Origin of the sequence: Streptomyces sp. NPDC046931 (genome assembly GCF_040644655.1) — a bacterium.
Taxonomy (GTDB): Bacteria; Actinomycetota; Actinomycetes; order Streptomycetales; family Streptomycetaceae; genus Streptomyces.
Genome location: NZ_JBEYWX010000012.1, coordinates 32,580 through 49,597, shown reverse-complemented (window position 1 = coordinate 49,597; position 17,018 = coordinate 32,580). Strand labels below are relative to the sequence as shown.

Genomic DNA, 17,018 nt, shown 5'->3' with positions numbered 1-17,018 from the left:
CGAGGTCGAGTGTGCCGTGACCGACTCCGAGCCCGCCGTCCCCACGTCCCGGGCCCTGTACCCGTACAACCAGCAGGGGTCCGGCGCGAACCTGGCCGACATCCTTGAACGGGTGCTCGACAAGGGCATCGTCATCGTCGGCGACATCAAGATCAACCTGCTCGACATCGAGTTGCTCACCATCAAGCTCCGGCTGCTGGTGGCATCCGTCGACAAGGCCAGGGAGATCGGCATCGACTGGTGGGAGCACGACCCCGCCCTGTCCTCCCGGGCTTCCCGCACCGACGGCCGGCTCAGCCTGGAGGAGCAGAACGAGCGGTTGCGCGCCGAGGTGGAGGAGCTGCGCAGACGGGTCGCCGAGTCCCCGGCTGAGCTGTCCGGGAGCGGCCCGGAGGACCGCCGCCCGCGCGAGGCCCGGGACACGGACCGGGAGCCGCCCATGGAGCCCCGGCGCAAGCGGCGCGGAACCGAGTACGACCGCGAGACCGACGACACCCGCGGCGACGAGGGAACCCGCAGAACCCGTACGCCCGAGGGCACCCGCAGAAGCCGTCCGGCCGAGGGCACGCGCAGGGCGCGTGACGACGAGGACCGGAGCTGAGGCCGGTGGACGAGCAGCTGTGCTACGCATACGCCGTGGTGGAGTCTTCCGCTCCGCTGGACCTCGCCGGTGTCCGCGGGGTGGCGGACGCACCCGTCGCCCTGGTCCGCTCGGGCGCGGTGGCCGCCGCGGTCAGCGCGGTGCCCTGGGAAGGGTTCTCGGAGGCGGCCTTGAAGGTGGGCCTGGAGGACCTGGATTGGCTGGAGGCGACGGCCCGCGCGCACCACTCCGTCATCGAGACCCTCGCCGCGCACACCACGGTCCTTCCGCTGCGGCTGGCCACCGTGTACCTCGACGAGGCACGGGTCCGGCAGATGCTCGGCGAGCGGGAGGCGCACTTCGCGGCGCTGCTGGGCCGGCTCGCCGACCACGTGGAGTGGGGGGTGAAGGTGTACGCCGAAGTGCCGCCCTCGTCCCCGCACACCACCTCCCCGTCCGCCGCCCAGCCCCCCTCCGAGGCTCCCCCCTCCGAGTCGGCCACCGCCGGCCGCGGCCCCGCGGCCGGTGCCGACGCCGGACGTGCCTACCTGCGGCGCCGCCGGTATCAGCGGCAGGCGCGCGAGGACGCGTGGCGGGTCGCCGAGGAGGCCGTACGGCGGACGGAGCGGCAGGCCCGCGGCCTTGCGGTGGAGCGGACCCGGCACCGGCCGCAGCAGGGCGGGCTGACCCGCGTGCCGGGTGAGAACGTCGCCAACGACGCCTATCTGGTCCCCCGCCGGCTCTCCGAGGAGTTCCGCACCCGGATGCTGCACGCGGCCGACGGCCTGCCCGGGGTGCGTGTGGACGTCACCGGACCGTGGGCGCCGTACTCCTTCACCGCGCCCCTGGCACCCGGCGCGCCGGAAGGGGCCGGGCAGCGGTGAGCGAGTACGACACCTTCGACGACCGCCCGGTCAGCCAGCCGCAGGTCGCGCTGATCGACCTGCTGGACCGGCTGCTGAGCGGCGGCGTGGTGCTCACCGGCGATCTCGTCCTGTCCATCGCCGACATCGACCTGGTGAGGATCTCGCTGCGCGCCGTGCTGGTCGCCGTCCGCGAGGAGCTGGACGAGCAGTGGGCGACCTTCCTGCCGTCGGGGCGGCCCCTCACCGAAGGGGACGGCTCCGGTGACGAACCCGTCTGACAGCCCGGGCGCCGACCGGCTGCGGGAGGTGGCCGAGGCCGCCACGCGGGCGTTCTCCGTGCTGCCGGCGAGACCGGACGAGATGTCCCCGCCGCCGTCCGGCCGCGGCCGGGGCGCCGCGCGCCGCCTGCACACAGACCCGGAGACGGTGGAGCGGGACCTGGTCAAGCTGGTGCTGACCATCGTCGAGCTGCTGCGTCAGCTGATGGAGCGGCAGGCTCTGCGCCGCGTCGACGAGGGAGGTCTGACGGAGGAGCAGGAGGAGCGGCTCGGGCTGACGCTGATGCTCCTGCACGACCGGATGGCCGAACTGTGCGACCAGTACGGACTCACCCTCGCCGACCTCAACCTCGACCTCGGTCCGCTGGGGACGCTGCTCCCGCCGTGAGGCCGGGCGGGAACGCGTGTCAGCCCGCCACCTCCACGTACCCTTCCACTCCCGCAGGTCGACCGAGCCGTCGCCGAGCCGGTCGACCCGTCGAACGCCTGGTTGGTCGACCCGTCGAACAAAGGGGAACCGGAGACCTGTACACGGGTGTCCGGAGAGCTGTAGATGAATCCCTGACAAGACACGCGACCGGAGGAAGACGACGATGACGGTGACCCTGGCGGACGTGGCGGCGCGCGCGCAGGTGTCGCCGGCCACCGTCTCGCGTGTGCTCAACGGGAACTACCCGGTGGCGGCCTCCACCCGGGAGCGGGTGCTGCGCGCGGTCGACGAGCTGGACTACGTCCTCAACGGCCCGGCGAGCGCGCTCGCGGCGGCCACCTCAGACCTGGTCGGGATCCTGGTGAACGACATCGCCGACCCGTTCTTCGGGATCATGGCGAGGGCGATCCAGTCGGAGATCGGGGGCCCCGGGGGACGGGCCGGCGGCGAGCGGCTCGCCGTGGTCTGCAACACCGGCGGCTCGTCGGAGCGGGAGCTGACGTATCTGACGCTGTTGCAGCGGCAGCGGGCGGCGGCCGTGGTGCTGACCGGCGGCGCGGTGGAGGACAGCGCGCACATCGAGGCCGTGGGCGCCAAGCTGCGCAAACTGGCGGCGGCGGGAACGCGCGTGGTGCTGTGCGGCCGCCCGTCCGCCTCCGAGGCGATCGCTCTGACCTTCGACAACCGCGGCGGCGGACAGCGGCTCACCGAGCACCTGACCGGCCTCGGCCACCGGCGGCTCGGCTATATCGCGGGCCCCGAGGAGCGCACGACCACCCGTCACCGCCTGGAGGGCCACCGGGCGGCCCTGGCCGCCGCCGGGATCGAGGACGACCCGCGGCTGACGGTGCACGGGCGCTACGACCGCCGCGCCGGCTACGAGGCGACGCGGGAACTGCTGCGCCGGGAGCCGTCGCTGACGGCGATCGTGGCGGCGAACGACACGGTGGCGCTGGGCGCCTGCGCGGCACTGCGCGACTTCGGTCTGCGCATCCCCGAGGACGTGTCGGTGGCCGGCTTCGACGACCTCCCCTTCGCGATCGACGCGGTACCGGCCCTGACGACGGTACGGCTGCCGCTGTCGGAGGCGGGCGCCCGGGCGGGCCGCATCGCGAGGGGCCGGGAGGAGCCGCCGCCGGGCGGGATCGCCATGGTGCCCGGGGAGCTGATGGTACGGGGGTCGACCGGGGTACCCCGCGGCTGAGCACCCGTCACCGGGACGCCGCGCGCCACGCCACACCGGCCGCGGCTCGGGACGGGCGTTACCCGCGGGTGGCGGGGTAGGTTCCGTGACCATGAAGCTGGCGTTCTCCACCCTTGGTGTGCCCGGTCTGCCCATGCGGGACGTCGTCCGGCTCGCGACGGCGCACGGCTATCACGGTGTCGAACTGCGTGCGCACCCCGAGGAGCCCGTGCACCCCGGCCTCGCGCCCGCCGAACGGGCCGCGATCACCGCCGAGTTCGAAGGCAGTGGCGTCGAGATCCTGGGACTCGCGGGCTACGCGCGTGTCGCCGCGCCCGGTGACGACGAACCCGTGCTCGCCGAGATCCGCGCGCTCCTGGAGCTCGCCCGCGACCTGGGCGCCCCCTTCGTGCGGGTCTTCCCCGGCGGCGGCACCGAGCAGTCTCCGGAGACTGCCGACGCGACCGCCGCCCGGCGCCTGGGCACGGCCGCCGAGTACGCCGCCGACCTCGGCCTGCGGATCCTGCTGGAGACCCACGACTCCCACCCCACCGGCGCGGACGTCCTCCGCGTCCTGGGCGCGGTGGGCCACCGCCACGTGGGGGCACTGTGGGACGTGATGCACACCTGGCTGGGCGGCGAGCAGCCGCAGGAGACCTACGCGGCCCTGTCCACGTACCTCGGCTACGTCCAGGTCAAGGACATCGCCTCCGCCGACGACAGGACCCCGCTGCCGCTGGGCTCCGGCGTCCTCCCGCTCACCGAGTCCGTGGAGGTCCTCTCCCGCCACGGCTGGGACGGCTGGCTGTGCTGGGAGTACGAGAAGCGCTGGCACGAGACGGCGGCGCCGCTGCCGGAACTGCTGGACGCCGGGCGGGACCACCTGGCACGGCTGCTCAGCGAGTCGGCGTAGCGCAGCGTGAACCTCGGCCGCCGGATGCGGAGTCGGAGCCGTGCGCCCTCACTTTCCCGGTGGGGCGATCGCGTAGAGGTCGCCCAAAGCCGCCCTCATACACATCCGCGACTCCAAGGCCCCCGACCGCCCCTACCTCACCGTCTCCCCCGCCCCCTGGACCGACTTCCGCACCCTCGCCTCCAAGAGCGGGCGGCGTTCGGGCCATTCCTCCGCCGTGATCGAGTAGATCGCGGAGTCCCGGAGCCGGTCCTGCTCCCCAGGAGTCCGGGAACGGGACCAGTTGCGCAGGACGCCCTCGAAGCGGGCTCCGACGCTCTCGATGGCCCTGCGGGAGCGGGCGTTGCGCGCATCGGTCTTCAGGTCGACGCGCGCAACACCCCACTGCTCGAACGCGTGGCGGAACAGCAGCAGCTTGGACTCGGCGTTGACACCCGTGCCCTGGGCCGACCGGGCGAGCCAGGTGAAGCCGATCTCGATGGCATCGAGCCGGTCGTCCGAAAGCCAGCAGCGAGGGTCCCAGAAGGAAGTGGTTCCGACCGCGCGTCCCGTGACGAGGCAGATCTGGGCGTACGGCGCGAGCCGGCCCTCCGCCGCGCGGGCGAGCTGTGCGTCGATGTAGTCCCCGATTTCATGGGCCCTGGGCACCCAGGTGTAAGCGTAGGAGGTCCGGTCCTCCTCCACCGCCACCGCCAGGTCGGCCGCGTGCCGGTGCTCCAGCGGCTCCAGCCGCACGAGCGTGCCCTCCAGGACCGGTCCCCTCAAGATGAACGTCACGGCTGAAGCCTCGCGGGTCCGCCCGCCGTCGTCGAGCGGATTTCCCTCTCGCCCGCGACGACAACCTTTGCCGGCCGGGTCTTCCCCGGGGTCAGGGACGTCAGCGCCACCCCGCCCACCAGCAGCGCCGCCGCGCCCCAGCGCAGCGGGGTGATCTGCTCGCCCAGGAACAGGGCCGCGGACGACATGCCGAAGACGGGGACGAGCAGGGAGAACGGGGCGACCGTGGACGCGGGGTGGCGGCGCAGCAGCCAGCCCCAGGCGCCGAAGCCGAACACCGTGGTGATCCAGGCGACGTAGAGGACGACGCCCGCGCCCTGCCAGTCCAGGGCGCGCAGGGCCGCGAGGTCCCGTGAGGGGCCCTCCGTCAGGAGGGACAGGACGAGCAGGGGCAGGACCGGCACGGTGCTCACCCACACCATGAAGTTGAGCGCGTCGGGCGGGGACGCCCTGCGGGTCAGGACGTTGGACAGGCCCCAGAAGGCCGCCGCCGCGATCACCAGGGCGAACGCGCCGAGCGGGCCGGCCGTGCCCTCGTCGACGGCTGCGAGGACGACCCCGGCCAGGGCCACCGTCATCCCCAGGGTCCGTATGCGCGTGGGCCGTTCGCCGAGGACCGCGAAGGCGATCAGCGCCGTGAAGACGGACTGGATCTGGAGTACCAGGGAGGAGAGTCCGGCGGGCATGCCCGCGTCCATGCCGAGGAACAGCAGGCCGAACTTGGCGACGCCCAGGACCAGCCCCACCGCCACGATCCACTTCCAGGCGACCTTGGGGCGCCCGACGAGGAAGACGGCCGGGACGGCTGCGGCCAGGAAGCGCAGGGCCGAGAACAGCAGGGGCGGGAAGTGGCCGAGGCCGATCTCGATGACCGTGAAGTTCACGCCCCAGACGGCGGCGACGAGGACGGCGAGGAGGAGATGTGCGGGTCGCATGGCTCGAGCATCACGTCCCACGACCGTGAAGCACCAGCGATGATTGCTGCATGGTTGGATGAAGCCTCGCTAATCCCATTCAGGCCCGAGGGAGGGTCCGTGCTCGATCTCCAGCGGCTGCGCGCCCTGCACGCCGTCTCCGTCCACGGCACGGTCGGCGCCGCGGCCGCCGCGCTCGGGTACACCCCGTCCGCCGTCTCGCAGCAGATCGCCAAGCTGGAGCGGGAGACCAGGACCACCCTGCTCGAGCGGGAGGGGCGCGGGGTGCGACTCACCGACGAGGCGCGCCAGCTTGCCGCCACCGCCCAGGAGTTGATGGCGATCGTGGAGCGTGCGGAGACGGATCTGGAGGAGCGGCGCGGGGTGCCTGCCGGACGGCTGACCGTGGCCGCGTTCCCCTCGGCGGCGCGCGGGCTGATGCCGGGCGTGCTGGCGGACCTCGCGCGGCGGCATCACACGCTGGACGCCCGGCTCACCGAGATCGACCCGCATCTGTCGGTGGACCTGGTCGCCAAGGGCGCCGTCGACCTCGCCGTCGTGCACGACTGGGACATCGCCCCGCTGCCGGCGCCCGCCGGGGTGGAGCAGGCGGTCATCGGGGACGACCTGTGCGATCTGCTCGTGCCCGAGGGGCATCCGTTCGCCGGGCGGACGGCGGTACGGCGTGCGGAGCTGGGCGGTGAACGGTGGATCTGCCAGCCGCCGGGCCGGGTCTGTCACGACTGGCTGCTGCGGACCCTGCGGGCGGCGGGGCATGAGCCCGAGGTGGTGCACCAGGCCGACGAGAACCCCACGCTCGTCGCTCTGGTCGCCGCAGGTCTGGGCGTCGCGCTGATCCCGCGCCTGGGCCGCGGCCCGCTGCCGGCCGGGGTCGTCGAGGTCGCGCTCGACCCGATGCCCGTACGACGGCTCTACGCGCTGTGGCGCACGGGTGCCGCCCGCAGGCCGGCGATCGCGGAGACCGTGCGGACCCTGCAGGAGCGCTGGAGCGGGGCGGCGGCACACACACCGCGCTGACCACGCTCGTATCGACTCGCGAAAACGGGCCGCGTACCGGGAACCCGCCCGGGCCCGCCCTCGTCCAAGGCGCAGGCTGCCGGATGAGTCTCCGCCTGCGGTGTCGGCCTCGCTGCTGGCTGCGATCGCTGACCACCCTCTCCGCCGCACGCGGCCGGCAGCACGCCGCCATCGGCGCGCCCCCTCCTACCGCGCCGATGGCGGCCCCCCGCCGGTTACTGTGCATTCCCTTGACTGGCAGAAACTTCCCGGATATTGGTGCTTCTCGGAAGTTTCCTTCAGCGTTCTCCCCAAGCGTTCACCCCAAGCGTTCTCCTCCGGAAGGAGCGCACGTGCACGACGCCGGCACGGGAAGCACCGCACATCCCTCCAGACGCACGGTCCTCGCCGCCGCGAGCCTGACCGCGGCCCTCGCCCTCGCCCCGGACCCCGCCCGCGCCGCCGGGCCCGCCGGGCAAGACGACGAGCGGCTCAAGGCCCTGATCTCCCGCATGACGCTGGAGGAGAAGGTCGGCCAGCTGTTCGTGATGCGGGTCTACGGACACTCGGCCACCGACCCCGACCAGGCCGACATCGACGCCAACCTCCGGGAGATCGGTGTCCGCACGGCCGCCGAACTGATCGCCGAGTACCGCGTCGGCGGCATCATCTACTTCACCTGGGCGCACAACACCCGTACGCCGCACCAGATCGCGGATCTCTCGAACGGGATCCAGCGAGCGTCCCTCGCCCAGCCCCGCGGGCTGCCCGTGCTCATCGCCACGGACCAGGAACACGGCATAGTCGCCCGCGTGGGCAGGCCCGCCACCCTCCTCCCCGGCGCGATGGCGGTCGGAGCCGGAGGTTCCCGGGCCGACGCCCGTACCCTCGGCCGGATCTCCGGCGCCGAGCTGCGCGCCCTCGGCATCCGCCAGGACTACGCGCCCGACGCCGACGTGAACGTCAACCCGGCCAACCCGGTCATCGGCGTACGGTCCTTCGGCGCGGACCCGGACGCGGTGGCGGGCCTCGTCGCGGCGGAGGTGAGGGGCTATCAGGACTCCCGCGTCGCGGCCACCGCCAAGCACTTCCCCGGCCACGGCGACACGGCCGTCGACAGCCACTTCGGCTTCCCGGTCATCACCCACAGCCGCGAACTGTGGGAGAAGCTCGACGCGGTGCCCTTCCGGTCGGCGATCCGCGCCGGGATCGATGCGATCATGACCGCGCACATCATGGTCCCCGCACTCGACGACTCCGGTGACCCGGCGACCCTCTCGCACCCGATCCTCACCGGCATCCTGCGCGAGGAGCTGGGCTACGACGGGGTGGTGGTGACCGACTCGCTGGGTATGGAGGGCGTGCGCCAGAAGTACGGCGACGACCGGGTGCCGGTTCTCGCCCTGAAGGCCGGCGTCGACCAGCTGCTCAACCCGCCGTCCCTGGACCTCGCCTGGAACGCGGTGCGCACGGCGGTACACAGCGGGGAGCTGACCGAGGCCCGGCTCGACGAGTCGCTGCTGCGCATCCTGCGGCTGAAGGCGAAGCTGGGGCTGCTCGACCGGCCCTACGTCACCCCGGACGGGATCGACCGGACCGTCGGCACTCCCGGACATCTGCGCGCGGCGGACCGTATCGCGGACCGCACGACCACCCTGCTCGTGAACAAGGGGGGCGTGCTGCCGCTGTCGCGCCGTACACACCCCAGGCTCCTGGTGGTGGGTGCGGACCCGGCGTCACCGTCCGGCACCGACGGGCCGCCCACCACCGTCCTGGCCAACGCCCTGACCACACTGGGCTTCACGGCGACCGCGCTGTCCACCGGCACGGCGCCCACACCGGCGGCGATCGAGAAGGCGGTGACGGCGGCGGGGAACGCGGACGCGGTGATCGTGGGCACGTACAACGTGAGCGCGACGAGTTCCCAGCCGACCCTGGTGAGCCGGCTGGCCGCCACCGGGAGGCCGGTGATCGCGCTCGCCCTCCGGAATCCGTACGACGTGGCCCGGCTCCCCGATGCGGCGGCTTGCCTGGCCTCCTACTCCTGGACCGACGTGGAAGTGCGCGCGGCGGCCCGGGTGATCGCGGGACGGGTGAGACCACGCGGGCGGCTGCCGGTGCCGGTGCAACGGGCGGACGATCCGACGCAGGTGCTGTACCCCCTCGGGTACGGGCTGTCGTACTAGGAGTACGCCGGGGACCGGGCACGCGGCCCCTGAATGTCGCATATCACCCCGGATGTCTGGCGTGGGCCGTGATCGCGGTTCACGCTGGACGCGGGCGGACGGGGGGATATGGACGATGCGAGGGACACGAGCGTGGCTGGGTGCGCTGCTCACGGCCGCGCTGGCGGTGACCGGGCTCTGCGGGTGCCAGACCTCGTCGGGGACGGTACGGGACCGGCCGGGCGGGGGATCCGCGTCGCCGGGACCGTCCGGGTACGGGGCCGAGTTCCTCGCGGTCGACGAGTGCAGCTCGTTCGGGACGACGAGCTTCACCGAGGTGCCGTGCACCAGCGAACGGGCGGCGGCGCGGGTGATCGCCCGGTTCGACGGCGATCCGTCCGGCGCTCCGGGGTGCCCGGCGACCACGGACCTCGTTCTGCACATCGGCGCGTCCGGCACGGTGCCCCGGGGGTACGCGTGCATGCGGAACCTGGAGCCGCCGCATCCGGGCGACCCCGGCGGCGGGGGCGGACCCCGCACGATCGTCGGGGACTGCGTCTACGGCGCCGGCAGGGGCGAGGTCCGCGAGACGGCCTGCGACGGCAAGGGTGGGCACGCGCCCGAGTACAAGGTGACCTCGGCGGTGACGCGGCGGTCGCAGTGCCCGTCGTCGACCGCGCTGTACGTCCAGCTGGGCGGCGACAGACCGGTGGGCTGTGCCCGGACGGTGTGAGCCGGCCGGGCACAGCCGGAGCGTCACGGCCGAAGCGCCGGTTCCCGCTCCATGTCCCGGCGGTCCAGCCGCGCGTCGTACCGCGCCAGCGGCCGTGCGGCCGACGGGTCGTTGCGGACCGTCGCCGACGCCACGCCCGCCCAGTCCAGGATGCGGGCCGTGGACAGGGTCTTCTCCTCGGCGACCAGACCGGCCACGTTCGCGCCGTGGTTCAGGCCGGGAGCCGTGAAGACGTAGGAGTCCTTCGCGCCCGTGCCGAGACGGAAGCGCTCCGCGCCCCACGGGTCGTTCTGGCCGTACACGAACAGCATGTGCCGTGCGTGGTGGCGCACCCAGGTGTCCACGTCCCGCATCGCCCACGGCTGGAACCGCATCGGGATCGAGCGGGGCACGAAGTTCCGGGGCGGCTGGTAGCCGTAGCGGATCAGCTTCTTCTCGATGTACGGGAAGTCGATCGTGGGCGCCCCGAGCTGCGTACCGGCCTGGTAGTAGTACGGGGTGTACGTCTCCAGGCCCTGGTCCGTGTACGCCGAGAAGCCCGAGATGGTGTCCACCGAGTCCCAGATCTGCTGGTCGGTGGCGTGCGCCGCGTCCGCCGGGACCTTGGTGCAGTCCGACAGCAGGCTGTACTGCCAGAAGCCCCACACATAGTCCAGGACGACCGCCTCGTAGGCCCGGTCCAGGCCGCCGATCGTGGTGAAGGTGTAGCCGCCCGTCGCCGCGAACTGCTCGTACTTCCGCTTCAGCGACTCCCGGCGCACCAGCGCCTCACGCTGCACCGCCTGCAACCGGTCCCGGCACTCCTTGGTGCCGACCGACGCGAAGAAGCGGTCGTACGCCGAGTCCTCGTCGTTCACGACGTCGTTGGGGGCCACGTATGCCACGACGCCGTCCATGTCGTGCGGGTAGAAGCGCTCGTAGTACGTCGCCGTCATACCGCCCTTGGAGCCGCCCGTCGCGAGCCACCTCTGGCCGTAGACCGGCTTGAGTGCCTCGTGGATGCGGTGCTGGTCGCTCGCCGCCTGCCAGATGTCGAGCTTCGACCAGTCGGCCGGGGCGGGGCGGGAGGGGGTGAAGAAGCGGTACTCCATGGAGACCTGGTTGCCGTCCACGATCTGCGTCGGTTCGCGGCGGCCCGGGGTGGTGGAGACGTTGTAGCCGCTGGTGTAGAAGACCGTCGGCCGTGAGACGTCCTTGTGCAGCACGGTGATCCGCTGCTGGAAGGTGCCCTTGGACGGGTGCCGGTGGTCGATCGGCTGGGTGTAGTTCAGGACGAAGAAGCGGTAGCCGGGGTACGGCTTCTCCTCGATCAGGCTCATGCCGGGTATGGCGAGCAGCCGGTCCTTGATGTCCGTGTCCGCCGCGGCGGCGCTGGCCGCCCCGGCCGTGCTCAGCGTGCCGATGAGCACCACGAGCGCCAGCAGCCATCTGAGCGCCTTGCGCATGCACCCTCCCCTGTGTACGCGGATGTCCGCCGGAACCTAGCGGAGCAACTCCGGTTGCACCAGGGGAGGTTGGGGAAACCTGTGAATTGGCCGAAGAAGGTCCCCCTGCTGCGGGGCGGCTGTCAGCACATGATCCAGCCGGAGCTGGCCGAGGACGAGCCCACCGATCCGCGGATCCACACACAGCGGTGGCCGACGTGCACGACCACCGGTCCGGCCAGACGCGTGTACTGCCCCCTGTCGGCCACGGGGCGGCTGCCGCGCGCCTGCACACTGACCGACATCGACTTCCGGCCGGAGGCGCTCTTCGCCACGGTCACCGCGCACACGAAGCCGTCGCGCTTGTAGACCCGCACCGAGCCGGCCGAGAACGAGAGCGTGCGTACCTTCCGTCCGGAACAGAAGTCGTCCGCCTCCGCGTGCCCCGGGCTCGCCACGGCGAGCAGACCGGCCCCCGTCAGCACGGCCAGGCCGAGCGCCAGGCGCCGGCGTATCGCACCACTGTCCACTTCTCGTCCCTCCCGCGACCATCAACGTACTGGTGTACGGACGCAGGACGTATGTCCGATGGTTGCGTCGCACGGCTGCGCACTCCCCCGGGCGGACCGGCGGACCCGGCCGGGCGGCAGGTCAGGCCGTGGACCCGACCCGCTCCTCGGGCTCCGGCACCCCGACGAACGTCCGCCACAGCCGCGCGTAGCGGCCGCCGCGGCGCAGCAGCTCCTCGTGCGTGCCGTCCTCCACGACCCGGCCGTGGTCCATGACCACCACACGGTCGGCACGGGCCGCCGTCGTCAGCCGGTGGGCGACCACGAGCGTCGTGCGGCGGCCGGTGAGGCGGTCGGTCGCCTGGTTGACCTGGGCCTCGGTGGCCAGGTCCAGCGCGGCCGTGGCCTCGTCGAGGAGCAGGATGTCGGGGTCGACCAGTTCCGCGCGGGCCAGGGCGATCAACTGCCGCTGCCCGGCGGAGAGGTTGCGGCCGCGCTCGGCGACCTGGTGCAGATAGCCGCCCGTGAGCCGGGCGACCATGTCATGCGCACCGACCGCCCGGGCCGCGGCCTCCACCTCGGCATCGGTCGCGTCCGGACGTCCGTAGGCGATCGCGTCCCGGACGGTTCCGGCGAACAGGTACGCCTCCTGCGGGACGACGCCGAGCCGGTGCCGGTACGAGGTCAGCTCCAGGGAGCGCAGATCGGTGCCGTCGATCAGCACCCGGCCGCGTGTGGGGTCGTAGAACCGGGCGACGAGCTTCACCAGGGTCGACTTGCCCGCTCCGGTCTCGCCGACGAACGCGACGGTCTGCCCGGCGGGGATCGTCAGGTCGATGCCGCCGAGGGCCTCCTCGTCGTCGCCGTACGCGAAGCCGACGCCCTCGAAGGTGACGTCGCCGCTCAGGGACACCACCTCCAGCGGGTGGTCCGCGGCCTTCGTCGACGTCGGCTCCTGGAGCAGCTCCTGCATACGGCCGAGCGACACCGTGGCCTGCTGATAGCCGTCGAAGACCTGGGAGAGCTGCTGCACCGGGGCGAAGAACAGATCGATGTACAGCAGGTACGCCACCAGGGCGCCCGTCGTCAGCGTCCCGGCGTCCACCCGGTGCGCACCCTCGATCAGCACGGCCGCGGTGGCCACCGACGACAGCAGCTGCACGAAGGGGAAGTACACCGATATCAGCCACTGACCGCGGATACGGGCCCGCCGGTAGCTGTCGCTGGCCTCGGTGAACCGCCGTCCGCCGTCCTGCTCGCGCCGGAACGCCTGGAGGATCCGCAGCCCGGACACCGACTCCTGGAGATCCGCGTTGACCGCCGAGACCCGCTCGCGGGCGAGTTCGTAGGCCTTCACGCTGGCCCGGCGGAAGAAGACGGTCGCCACCACCAGCAGCGGCAGGGTGGCGAACACCACGATCGCGAGCCGCACGTCGATCACCAGCAGCGCGACCATGATGCCGAAGAAAGTGACCACGGAGACGAAGGCGGTGACGAGCCCCGTCTGGAGAAACGTCGACAGCGCGTCGACGTCGGTCGTCATCCGGGTCATGATCCGGCCGGTCAGCTCCCGCTCGTAGTAGTCGAGACCGAGCCGCTGGAGCTGCGCGAAGATCTTCAGCCGGAGGGAGTAGAGGACGCGCTCGCCGGTACGCCCGGTCATCCGGGTCTCGGCGACCTGCGCCGTCCACTGGACGAGCACGGCGAGCAGGGCCAGCAGGGACGCGGCCCAGACCGCGCCGAGGGCCATCCGGGACACCCCCTGGTCGATACCGTGCCGGATCAGGACCGGCAGCAGCAGGCCCATGCCCGCGTCGACGGCCACGAGGACGAGGCTGACGAGGAGGGGCAGGCCGAAGCCGCGGAGCAGCCGGGTGAGGCCGTACGACTTCTCCGGCCGGACCGCGCGTGTCTCGTCGACGTCCGGGGTGTCGTCGGCCGGGGGCAGCTGCTCGACCTGGGCGAGGAGCTGGGGGGTCGCCGGGGTCCCGGTCAGCGCGTGGTCCTTGGGCTCGCGGTCGCCGGTCCACAGATGCGGGGTGACGCCCCGCTCCGCGTCGAACTCTGCGTCCAGCTCCTCCCGGACCGTCGTGTCCTCCTGCGGGGGCTCGGGCAGGGAGTGGCCCGGGGAGACGCCGCCCAGTTCGTCGGGGTCGGTGAGCAGCCGCCGGTAGAGGGCGGACCGCTCCTGGAGTTCCGCGTGGGTGCCGATGTCGGCGAGCCGGCCGGCGTCCAGGACGGCGATGCGGTCGGCGAGGTTGAGGGTGGAGCGCCGGTGGGCGATCAGCAGCGTCGTGCGGCCCTCCATGACCTGCTTCAGCGCCTCGTGGATCTCGTGCTCGACGCGGGCGTCCACGGCCGAGGTCGCGTCGTCGAGGACCAGCAGCCGGGGGTCGGTGAGGATCGCCCGGGCAAGGGCGATGCGCTGGCGCTGCCCGCCGGAGAGGGTGAGGCCGTGTTCGCCGACCTTGGTCGCGTACCCGTCGGGCAGCGCGGCGATGAAGCGGTCGGCCTGCGCCGCGCGGGCGGCCCGCTCGATCTGCTCGTCGGTGGCGTCGGGGCGGCCGTAGGCGATGTTGTTGCGGACCGTGTCCGAGAAGAGGAAGGAGTCCTCGGGGACCAGCCCGATCGCGGCGCGCAGGGAGGTGAGGGACAGCTCTCGGACATCGTGGCCGCCGACGAGGACGGCTCCGTGCGTGACGTCGTAGAAGCGTGGCAGCAGCAGCGAGACCGTCGACTTGCCGGAGCCGGAGGAGCCGACGACGGCGAGGGTCTCGCCGGGGCGTATCTCGAAGGAGAGGCCGTCGAGGACCGGCCGGCCGTCCTGGTAGGCGAAGGAGACGCCGTCGAACTCGACGGTCGCGGGGGCGTCGGCGGGCAGTTCCCTGGTGCCGTCCGTCAGCGAGGGCTCGGTGTCGATCAGCTCCAGGACGCGTTCGGCGCCGGCGCGGGCCTGCTGGCCGACGGTGAGCACCACGGCGAGCATCCGCACCGGGCCGACGAGCTGGGCGAGGTAGGACGAGAAGGCGACGAAGGTGCCGAGCGTGATGTGCCCGCGCACCGCCAGCCAGCCGCCGAGCGCGAGCATGGCGACCTGGCCGAGGGCGGGTACGGCCTGAAGGGCGGGGGTGTACCGGGCATTGAGCCGGATGGTCCGCAGCCGGGCCGCGAAGAGGCGGCGCCCGACCTCCTTCAGCTTCCCGGTCTCCTGGTCCTCCTGCCCGAAGCCCTTGACCACGCGGACGCCGCTGACGGCGCCGTCGACCACGCCCGCCACGGCGGCGGCCTGGGCCTGGGCGTACCACGTGGCCGGGTGCAGGCGGGTGCGGCTGCGCTTGGCGATGAACCACAGGGCGGGCGCGACGGCCAGCGCCACCAGGGTCAGCGGCAGCGACAGCCAGGCCATGATCACCAGAGAGATCAGGAAGAGCAGTACGTTCCCGATGGTCATCGGGAGCATGAAGAGCAGGCCCTGGATCAGCTGGAGGTCGCTGGTGGCGCGGCCGACGACCTGTCCGGTGGACAGCTCGTCCTGGCGCCGCCCGTCCAGCCGCGTGATCGTCCCGTACATGTCCGTGCGCAGGTCGTGCTGGACGTCGAGGGCGAGCCGGCCGCCGTAGTAGCGGCGGATGTAGGTGAAGACGTAGACGAGGACGGCGGAGCCGACGAGGGCGGCGGCCCAGGGGCCCATGGACCGGCTGTGGTTCCCCACGACATCGTCGATGATCACCTTGGTGATCAGCGGGACGACCGCCATGACGGCCATACCGCCCAGGGAGGACCCGAGCGCGAGGACCACGTCCTTCGGATAGCGCCATGCATACCCCGCGAGCCTGCGCGCCCAGCCGCGTATGTCCCCCTCGTGCGCCACCACACCGGCCCCTTCCCATCGCCCTGTCCATCCGCAAGCCACCAACGCGGACCAGGGCGGATTTCATCCCTCCGCAACAATTCCCGGCCGAAGGTCCGAGGGCGTCTGCGACCCCGGACCTACGCCGTCGGAAGGTGAGTGGCGTTTCCGCGGTGAAGGCGATGACCGGCCGAGCGGGAGCAGATCGCCGCGCCGGGAACCACACCGCTGACCGGTGTCCGGCCGGGCGTGGCGCCCGGCCGTTCCGTGTTGTGCGGTCCGTCAGCGGGTGGCGGGGTGCGGGAGGCGTACGCGCAGGGAGTACAGGCGGGATATCTGGGCGGCGCTCTGGTTGTCGTCGCTGGCCAGGAGCAGATTCAGCCGGCCGTGCGAGGCGCCCGTGACCGTCATGCCCTCGATGTTGTCGAGCAGCGGGTTCGGCTGGGGCTGCTTGGCCCGCGCGCCGAGCGCGGGGCAGTTCACCAGGTCCGCGAGCAGAGTCTTGCGGGCGAGGCGCACGCCGTCCTGGCCGGTCAGCGTGTCGATGCCGCGGGTGTCGGTGGCGTGCCGCAGGTCCGCCAGGTAGAGGCGGATCGTGTTGCCGTACCCGGCGGTGAATCCGCGCTCCAGGACCAGCAGACGGCCGTCGGACGTGGCCGTGGTCTCGGCGACGCCGAGCCCGGGGTCCTTGAGGTAGCCGTACTGGGCCGCGAGCCTGAAGTGCTTCCCCTGGCGCGTCCAGGTCTGGAAGCGGACGACGCCCGGGGCGTCGCCGCTCAGCGAGCCCTCCATGCCGGCCAGCAGCGTGCGCCCGCCGGGCAGCAGGGTCAGGCCCTCGAAGGTCTGGTTGGTGGTGGCGCGGCCGGCCGGGGCGACCCCCAGCGCGTCCGGCACCGGAAGGCGGTCCAGGATCCTCCCGTCGCGGGAGTAGCGGCGCACCGACGGTTCGGTCTCGGAGGAGACGAGCAGGGTGCCGTCGCGGTCGACGACCAGTCCCTCGGAGTCGAGCGCGGCGCCCTTCTCGTCGGCGAGGTTCACCACGCTCGTGGGCTCGAGGGTCCTGGGGTCCAGGGTGAACAGCGACGAGCGGTCGGACAGTGCGGCCATCCCTTTGTCCCGGTCGACGGAGAGCGCGGAGAGGTTGCCGACGAACGTGTTGTCGTACGTCGTCTTGTCCAGGGCGTCGGAGAAGCCCTGGAGGTCGACGGCGGAGGAACAGGCGTGGGTGGCGGTGCCGGTACCGGCGGCCGAGCCCGCGGCGGCCGGCGCGGCCGCCGCCAGGGTGGCGGTGACGGTGGCGAGAAGGATTCTCAGGCGCATGCCGTCACCGTAGGCCGAGCCGGGTGGCCCGGGGGTTGACTCCCCGTGAACCACCGTGG

The 17,018-nt window shown here is 72.5% G+C and carries 14 protein-coding genes and 1 pseudogene; 9 read left to right on the top strand and 6 right to left on the bottom strand.

Going from position 1 to position 17,018, the window contains the following annotated elements; all coding sequences use genetic code 11:
* Positions 1-16 precede the first annotated feature (16 nt).
* The 6 genes and pseudogenes from ABZ876_RS21500 to ABZ876_RS21475 all read left to right on the top strand — a co-directional run.
* Positions 17-349 (top strand): annotated as a pseudogene (locus ABZ876_RS21500) (gas vesicle protein); the annotation flags it as partial.
* Between the two features lie 257 nt (positions 350-606).
* On the top strand, positions 607-1,464 hold the full coding sequence (locus ABZ876_RS21495; RefSeq protein ID WP_361783359.1) for a GvpL/GvpF family gas vesicle protein: 858 nt from the start codon (positions 607-609) through the stop codon (positions 1,462-1,464).
* Positions 1,461-1,724 (top strand): gas vesicle protein, encoded by a 264-nt coding sequence (locus ABZ876_RS21490; RefSeq protein WP_361783356.1) that lies wholly within the window; start codon positions 1,461-1,463, stop codon positions 1,722-1,724. Before ABZ876_RS21495 ends, ABZ876_RS21490 begins: the two co-directional genes overlap by 4 nt.
* Positions 1,708-2,112 (top strand): gas vesicle protein K, encoded by a 405-nt coding sequence (locus ABZ876_RS21485; protein WP_361783353.1) that lies wholly within the window; start codon positions 1,708-1,710, stop codon positions 2,110-2,112. Before ABZ876_RS21490 ends, ABZ876_RS21485 begins: the two co-directional genes overlap by 17 nt.
* 205 nt (positions 2,113-2,317) lie before the next feature.
* Entirely contained in the window at positions 2,318-3,358 is a 1,041-nt protein-coding gene (locus tag ABZ876_RS21480; RefSeq protein WP_361783350.1) for a LacI family DNA-binding transcriptional regulator, read from the top strand.
* A gap of 91 nt (positions 3,359-3,449) precedes the next feature.
* Complete coding sequence (locus ABZ876_RS21475; protein WP_361783751.1) at positions 3,450-4,250, top strand: sugar phosphate isomerase/epimerase family protein; 801 nt, start codon at positions 3,450-3,452, stop codon at positions 4,248-4,250.
* Positions 4,251-4,382: 132 nt separating this feature from the next.
* Here the strand turns inward: ABZ876_RS21475 and ABZ876_RS21470 are convergent, their stop codons facing one another.
* Positions 4,383-5,027 carry a GNAT family protein gene (locus ABZ876_RS21470; protein ID WP_361783347.1) on the bottom strand — a complete coding sequence of 215 codons (645 nt, stop codon included), beginning with the start codon at positions 5,025-5,027 and terminating at the stop codon, positions 4,383-4,385.
* Positions 5,024-5,962, bottom strand: a complete 939-nt coding sequence (locus tag ABZ876_RS21465) for an EamA family transporter (protein WP_361783344.1) — start codon at positions 5,960-5,962, stop codon at positions 5,024-5,026. The genes ABZ876_RS21470 and ABZ876_RS21465 overlap by 4 nt, the downstream gene beginning before the upstream one ends.
* Positions 5,963-6,061: 99 nt before the next feature.
* Here ABZ876_RS21465 and ABZ876_RS21460 point away from each other — a divergent pair, with 99 nt between their 5' ends.
* The 3 genes from ABZ876_RS21460 to ABZ876_RS21450 all read left to right on the top strand — a co-directional run bounded on the left by ABZ876_RS21460 (position 6,062) and on the right by ABZ876_RS21450 (position 9,856).
* Complete coding sequence (locus ABZ876_RS21460) at positions 6,062-6,979, top strand: LysR family transcriptional regulator (protein WP_361783341.1); 918 nt, start codon at positions 6,062-6,064, stop codon at positions 6,977-6,979.
* A 332-nt stretch (positions 6,980-7,311) separates the two neighbouring features.
* The gene (locus tag ABZ876_RS21455; protein WP_361783338.1) at positions 7,312-9,144 is read left to right on the top strand and encodes a glycoside hydrolase family 3 protein; all 1,833 of its coding nucleotides are present in this window, start codon (positions 7,312-7,314) and stop codon (positions 9,142-9,144) included.
* A gap of 115 nt (positions 9,145-9,259) precedes the next feature.
* A complete protein-coding gene (locus ABZ876_RS21450) occupies positions 9,260-9,856 on the top strand; it encodes a hypothetical protein (protein ID WP_361783335.1) in 597 nt (198 codons plus the stop codon).
* Between the two features lie 23 nt (positions 9,857-9,879).
* Here the strand turns inward: ABZ876_RS21450 and ABZ876_RS21445 are convergent, their stop codons facing one another.
* The 4 genes from ABZ876_RS21445 to ABZ876_RS21430 all read right to left on the bottom strand — a co-directional run bounded on the left by ABZ876_RS21445 (position 9,880) and on the right by ABZ876_RS21430 (position 16,959).
* Positions 9,880-11,301 carry a S28 family serine protease gene (locus ABZ876_RS21445; protein WP_361783332.1) on the bottom strand — a complete coding sequence of 474 codons (1,422 nt, stop codon included), beginning with the start codon at positions 11,299-11,301 and terminating at the stop codon, positions 9,880-9,882.
* Between the two features lie 122 nt (positions 11,302-11,423).
* Positions 11,424-11,810, bottom strand: coding sequence for a hypothetical protein (locus tag ABZ876_RS21440; protein ID WP_361783329.1), 387 nt, complete (start codon positions 11,808-11,810; stop codon positions 11,424-11,426).
* 121 nt (positions 11,811-11,931) lie between these two features.
* Positions 11,932-15,663, bottom strand: a complete 3,732-nt coding sequence (locus ABZ876_RS21435; RefSeq protein WP_361783326.1) for an ABC transporter ATP-binding protein — start codon at positions 15,661-15,663, stop codon at positions 11,932-11,934.
* A gap of 258 nt (positions 15,664-15,921) precedes the next feature.
* Positions 15,922-16,959 (bottom strand): esterase-like activity of phytase family protein, encoded by a 1,038-nt coding sequence (locus tag ABZ876_RS21430; RefSeq protein ID WP_361783323.1) that lies wholly within the window; start codon positions 16,957-16,959, stop codon positions 15,922-15,924.
* Positions 16,960-17,018: the final 59 nt, after the last annotated feature.

Coding starts and splice junctions, on each gene's coding strand:
- ABZ876_RS21430 (WP_361783323.1), bottom strand. CDS start 16,959: ATGCGCCTGAGAATCCTTCTCGCCACCGTCACCGCCACCCTGGCGGCG.
- ABZ876_RS21445 (WP_361783332.1), bottom strand. CDS start 11,301: ATGCGCAAGGCGCTCAGATGGCTGCTGGCGCTCGTGGTGCTCATCGGC.
- ABZ876_RS21450 (WP_361783335.1), top strand. CDS start 9,260: ATGCGAGGGACACGAGCGTGGCTGGGTGCGCTGCTCACGGCCGCGCTG.
- ABZ876_RS21465 (WP_361783344.1), bottom strand. CDS start 5,962: ATGCGACCCGCACATCTCCTCCTCGCCGTCCTCGTCGCCGCCGTCTGG.
- ABZ876_RS21475 (WP_361783751.1), top strand. CDS start 3,450: ATGAAGCTGGCGTTCTCCACCCTTGGTGTGCCCGGTCTGCCCATGCGG.
- ABZ876_RS21480 (WP_361783350.1), top strand. CDS start 2,318: ATGACGGTGACCCTGGCGGACGTGGCGGCGCGCGCGCAGGTGTCGCCG.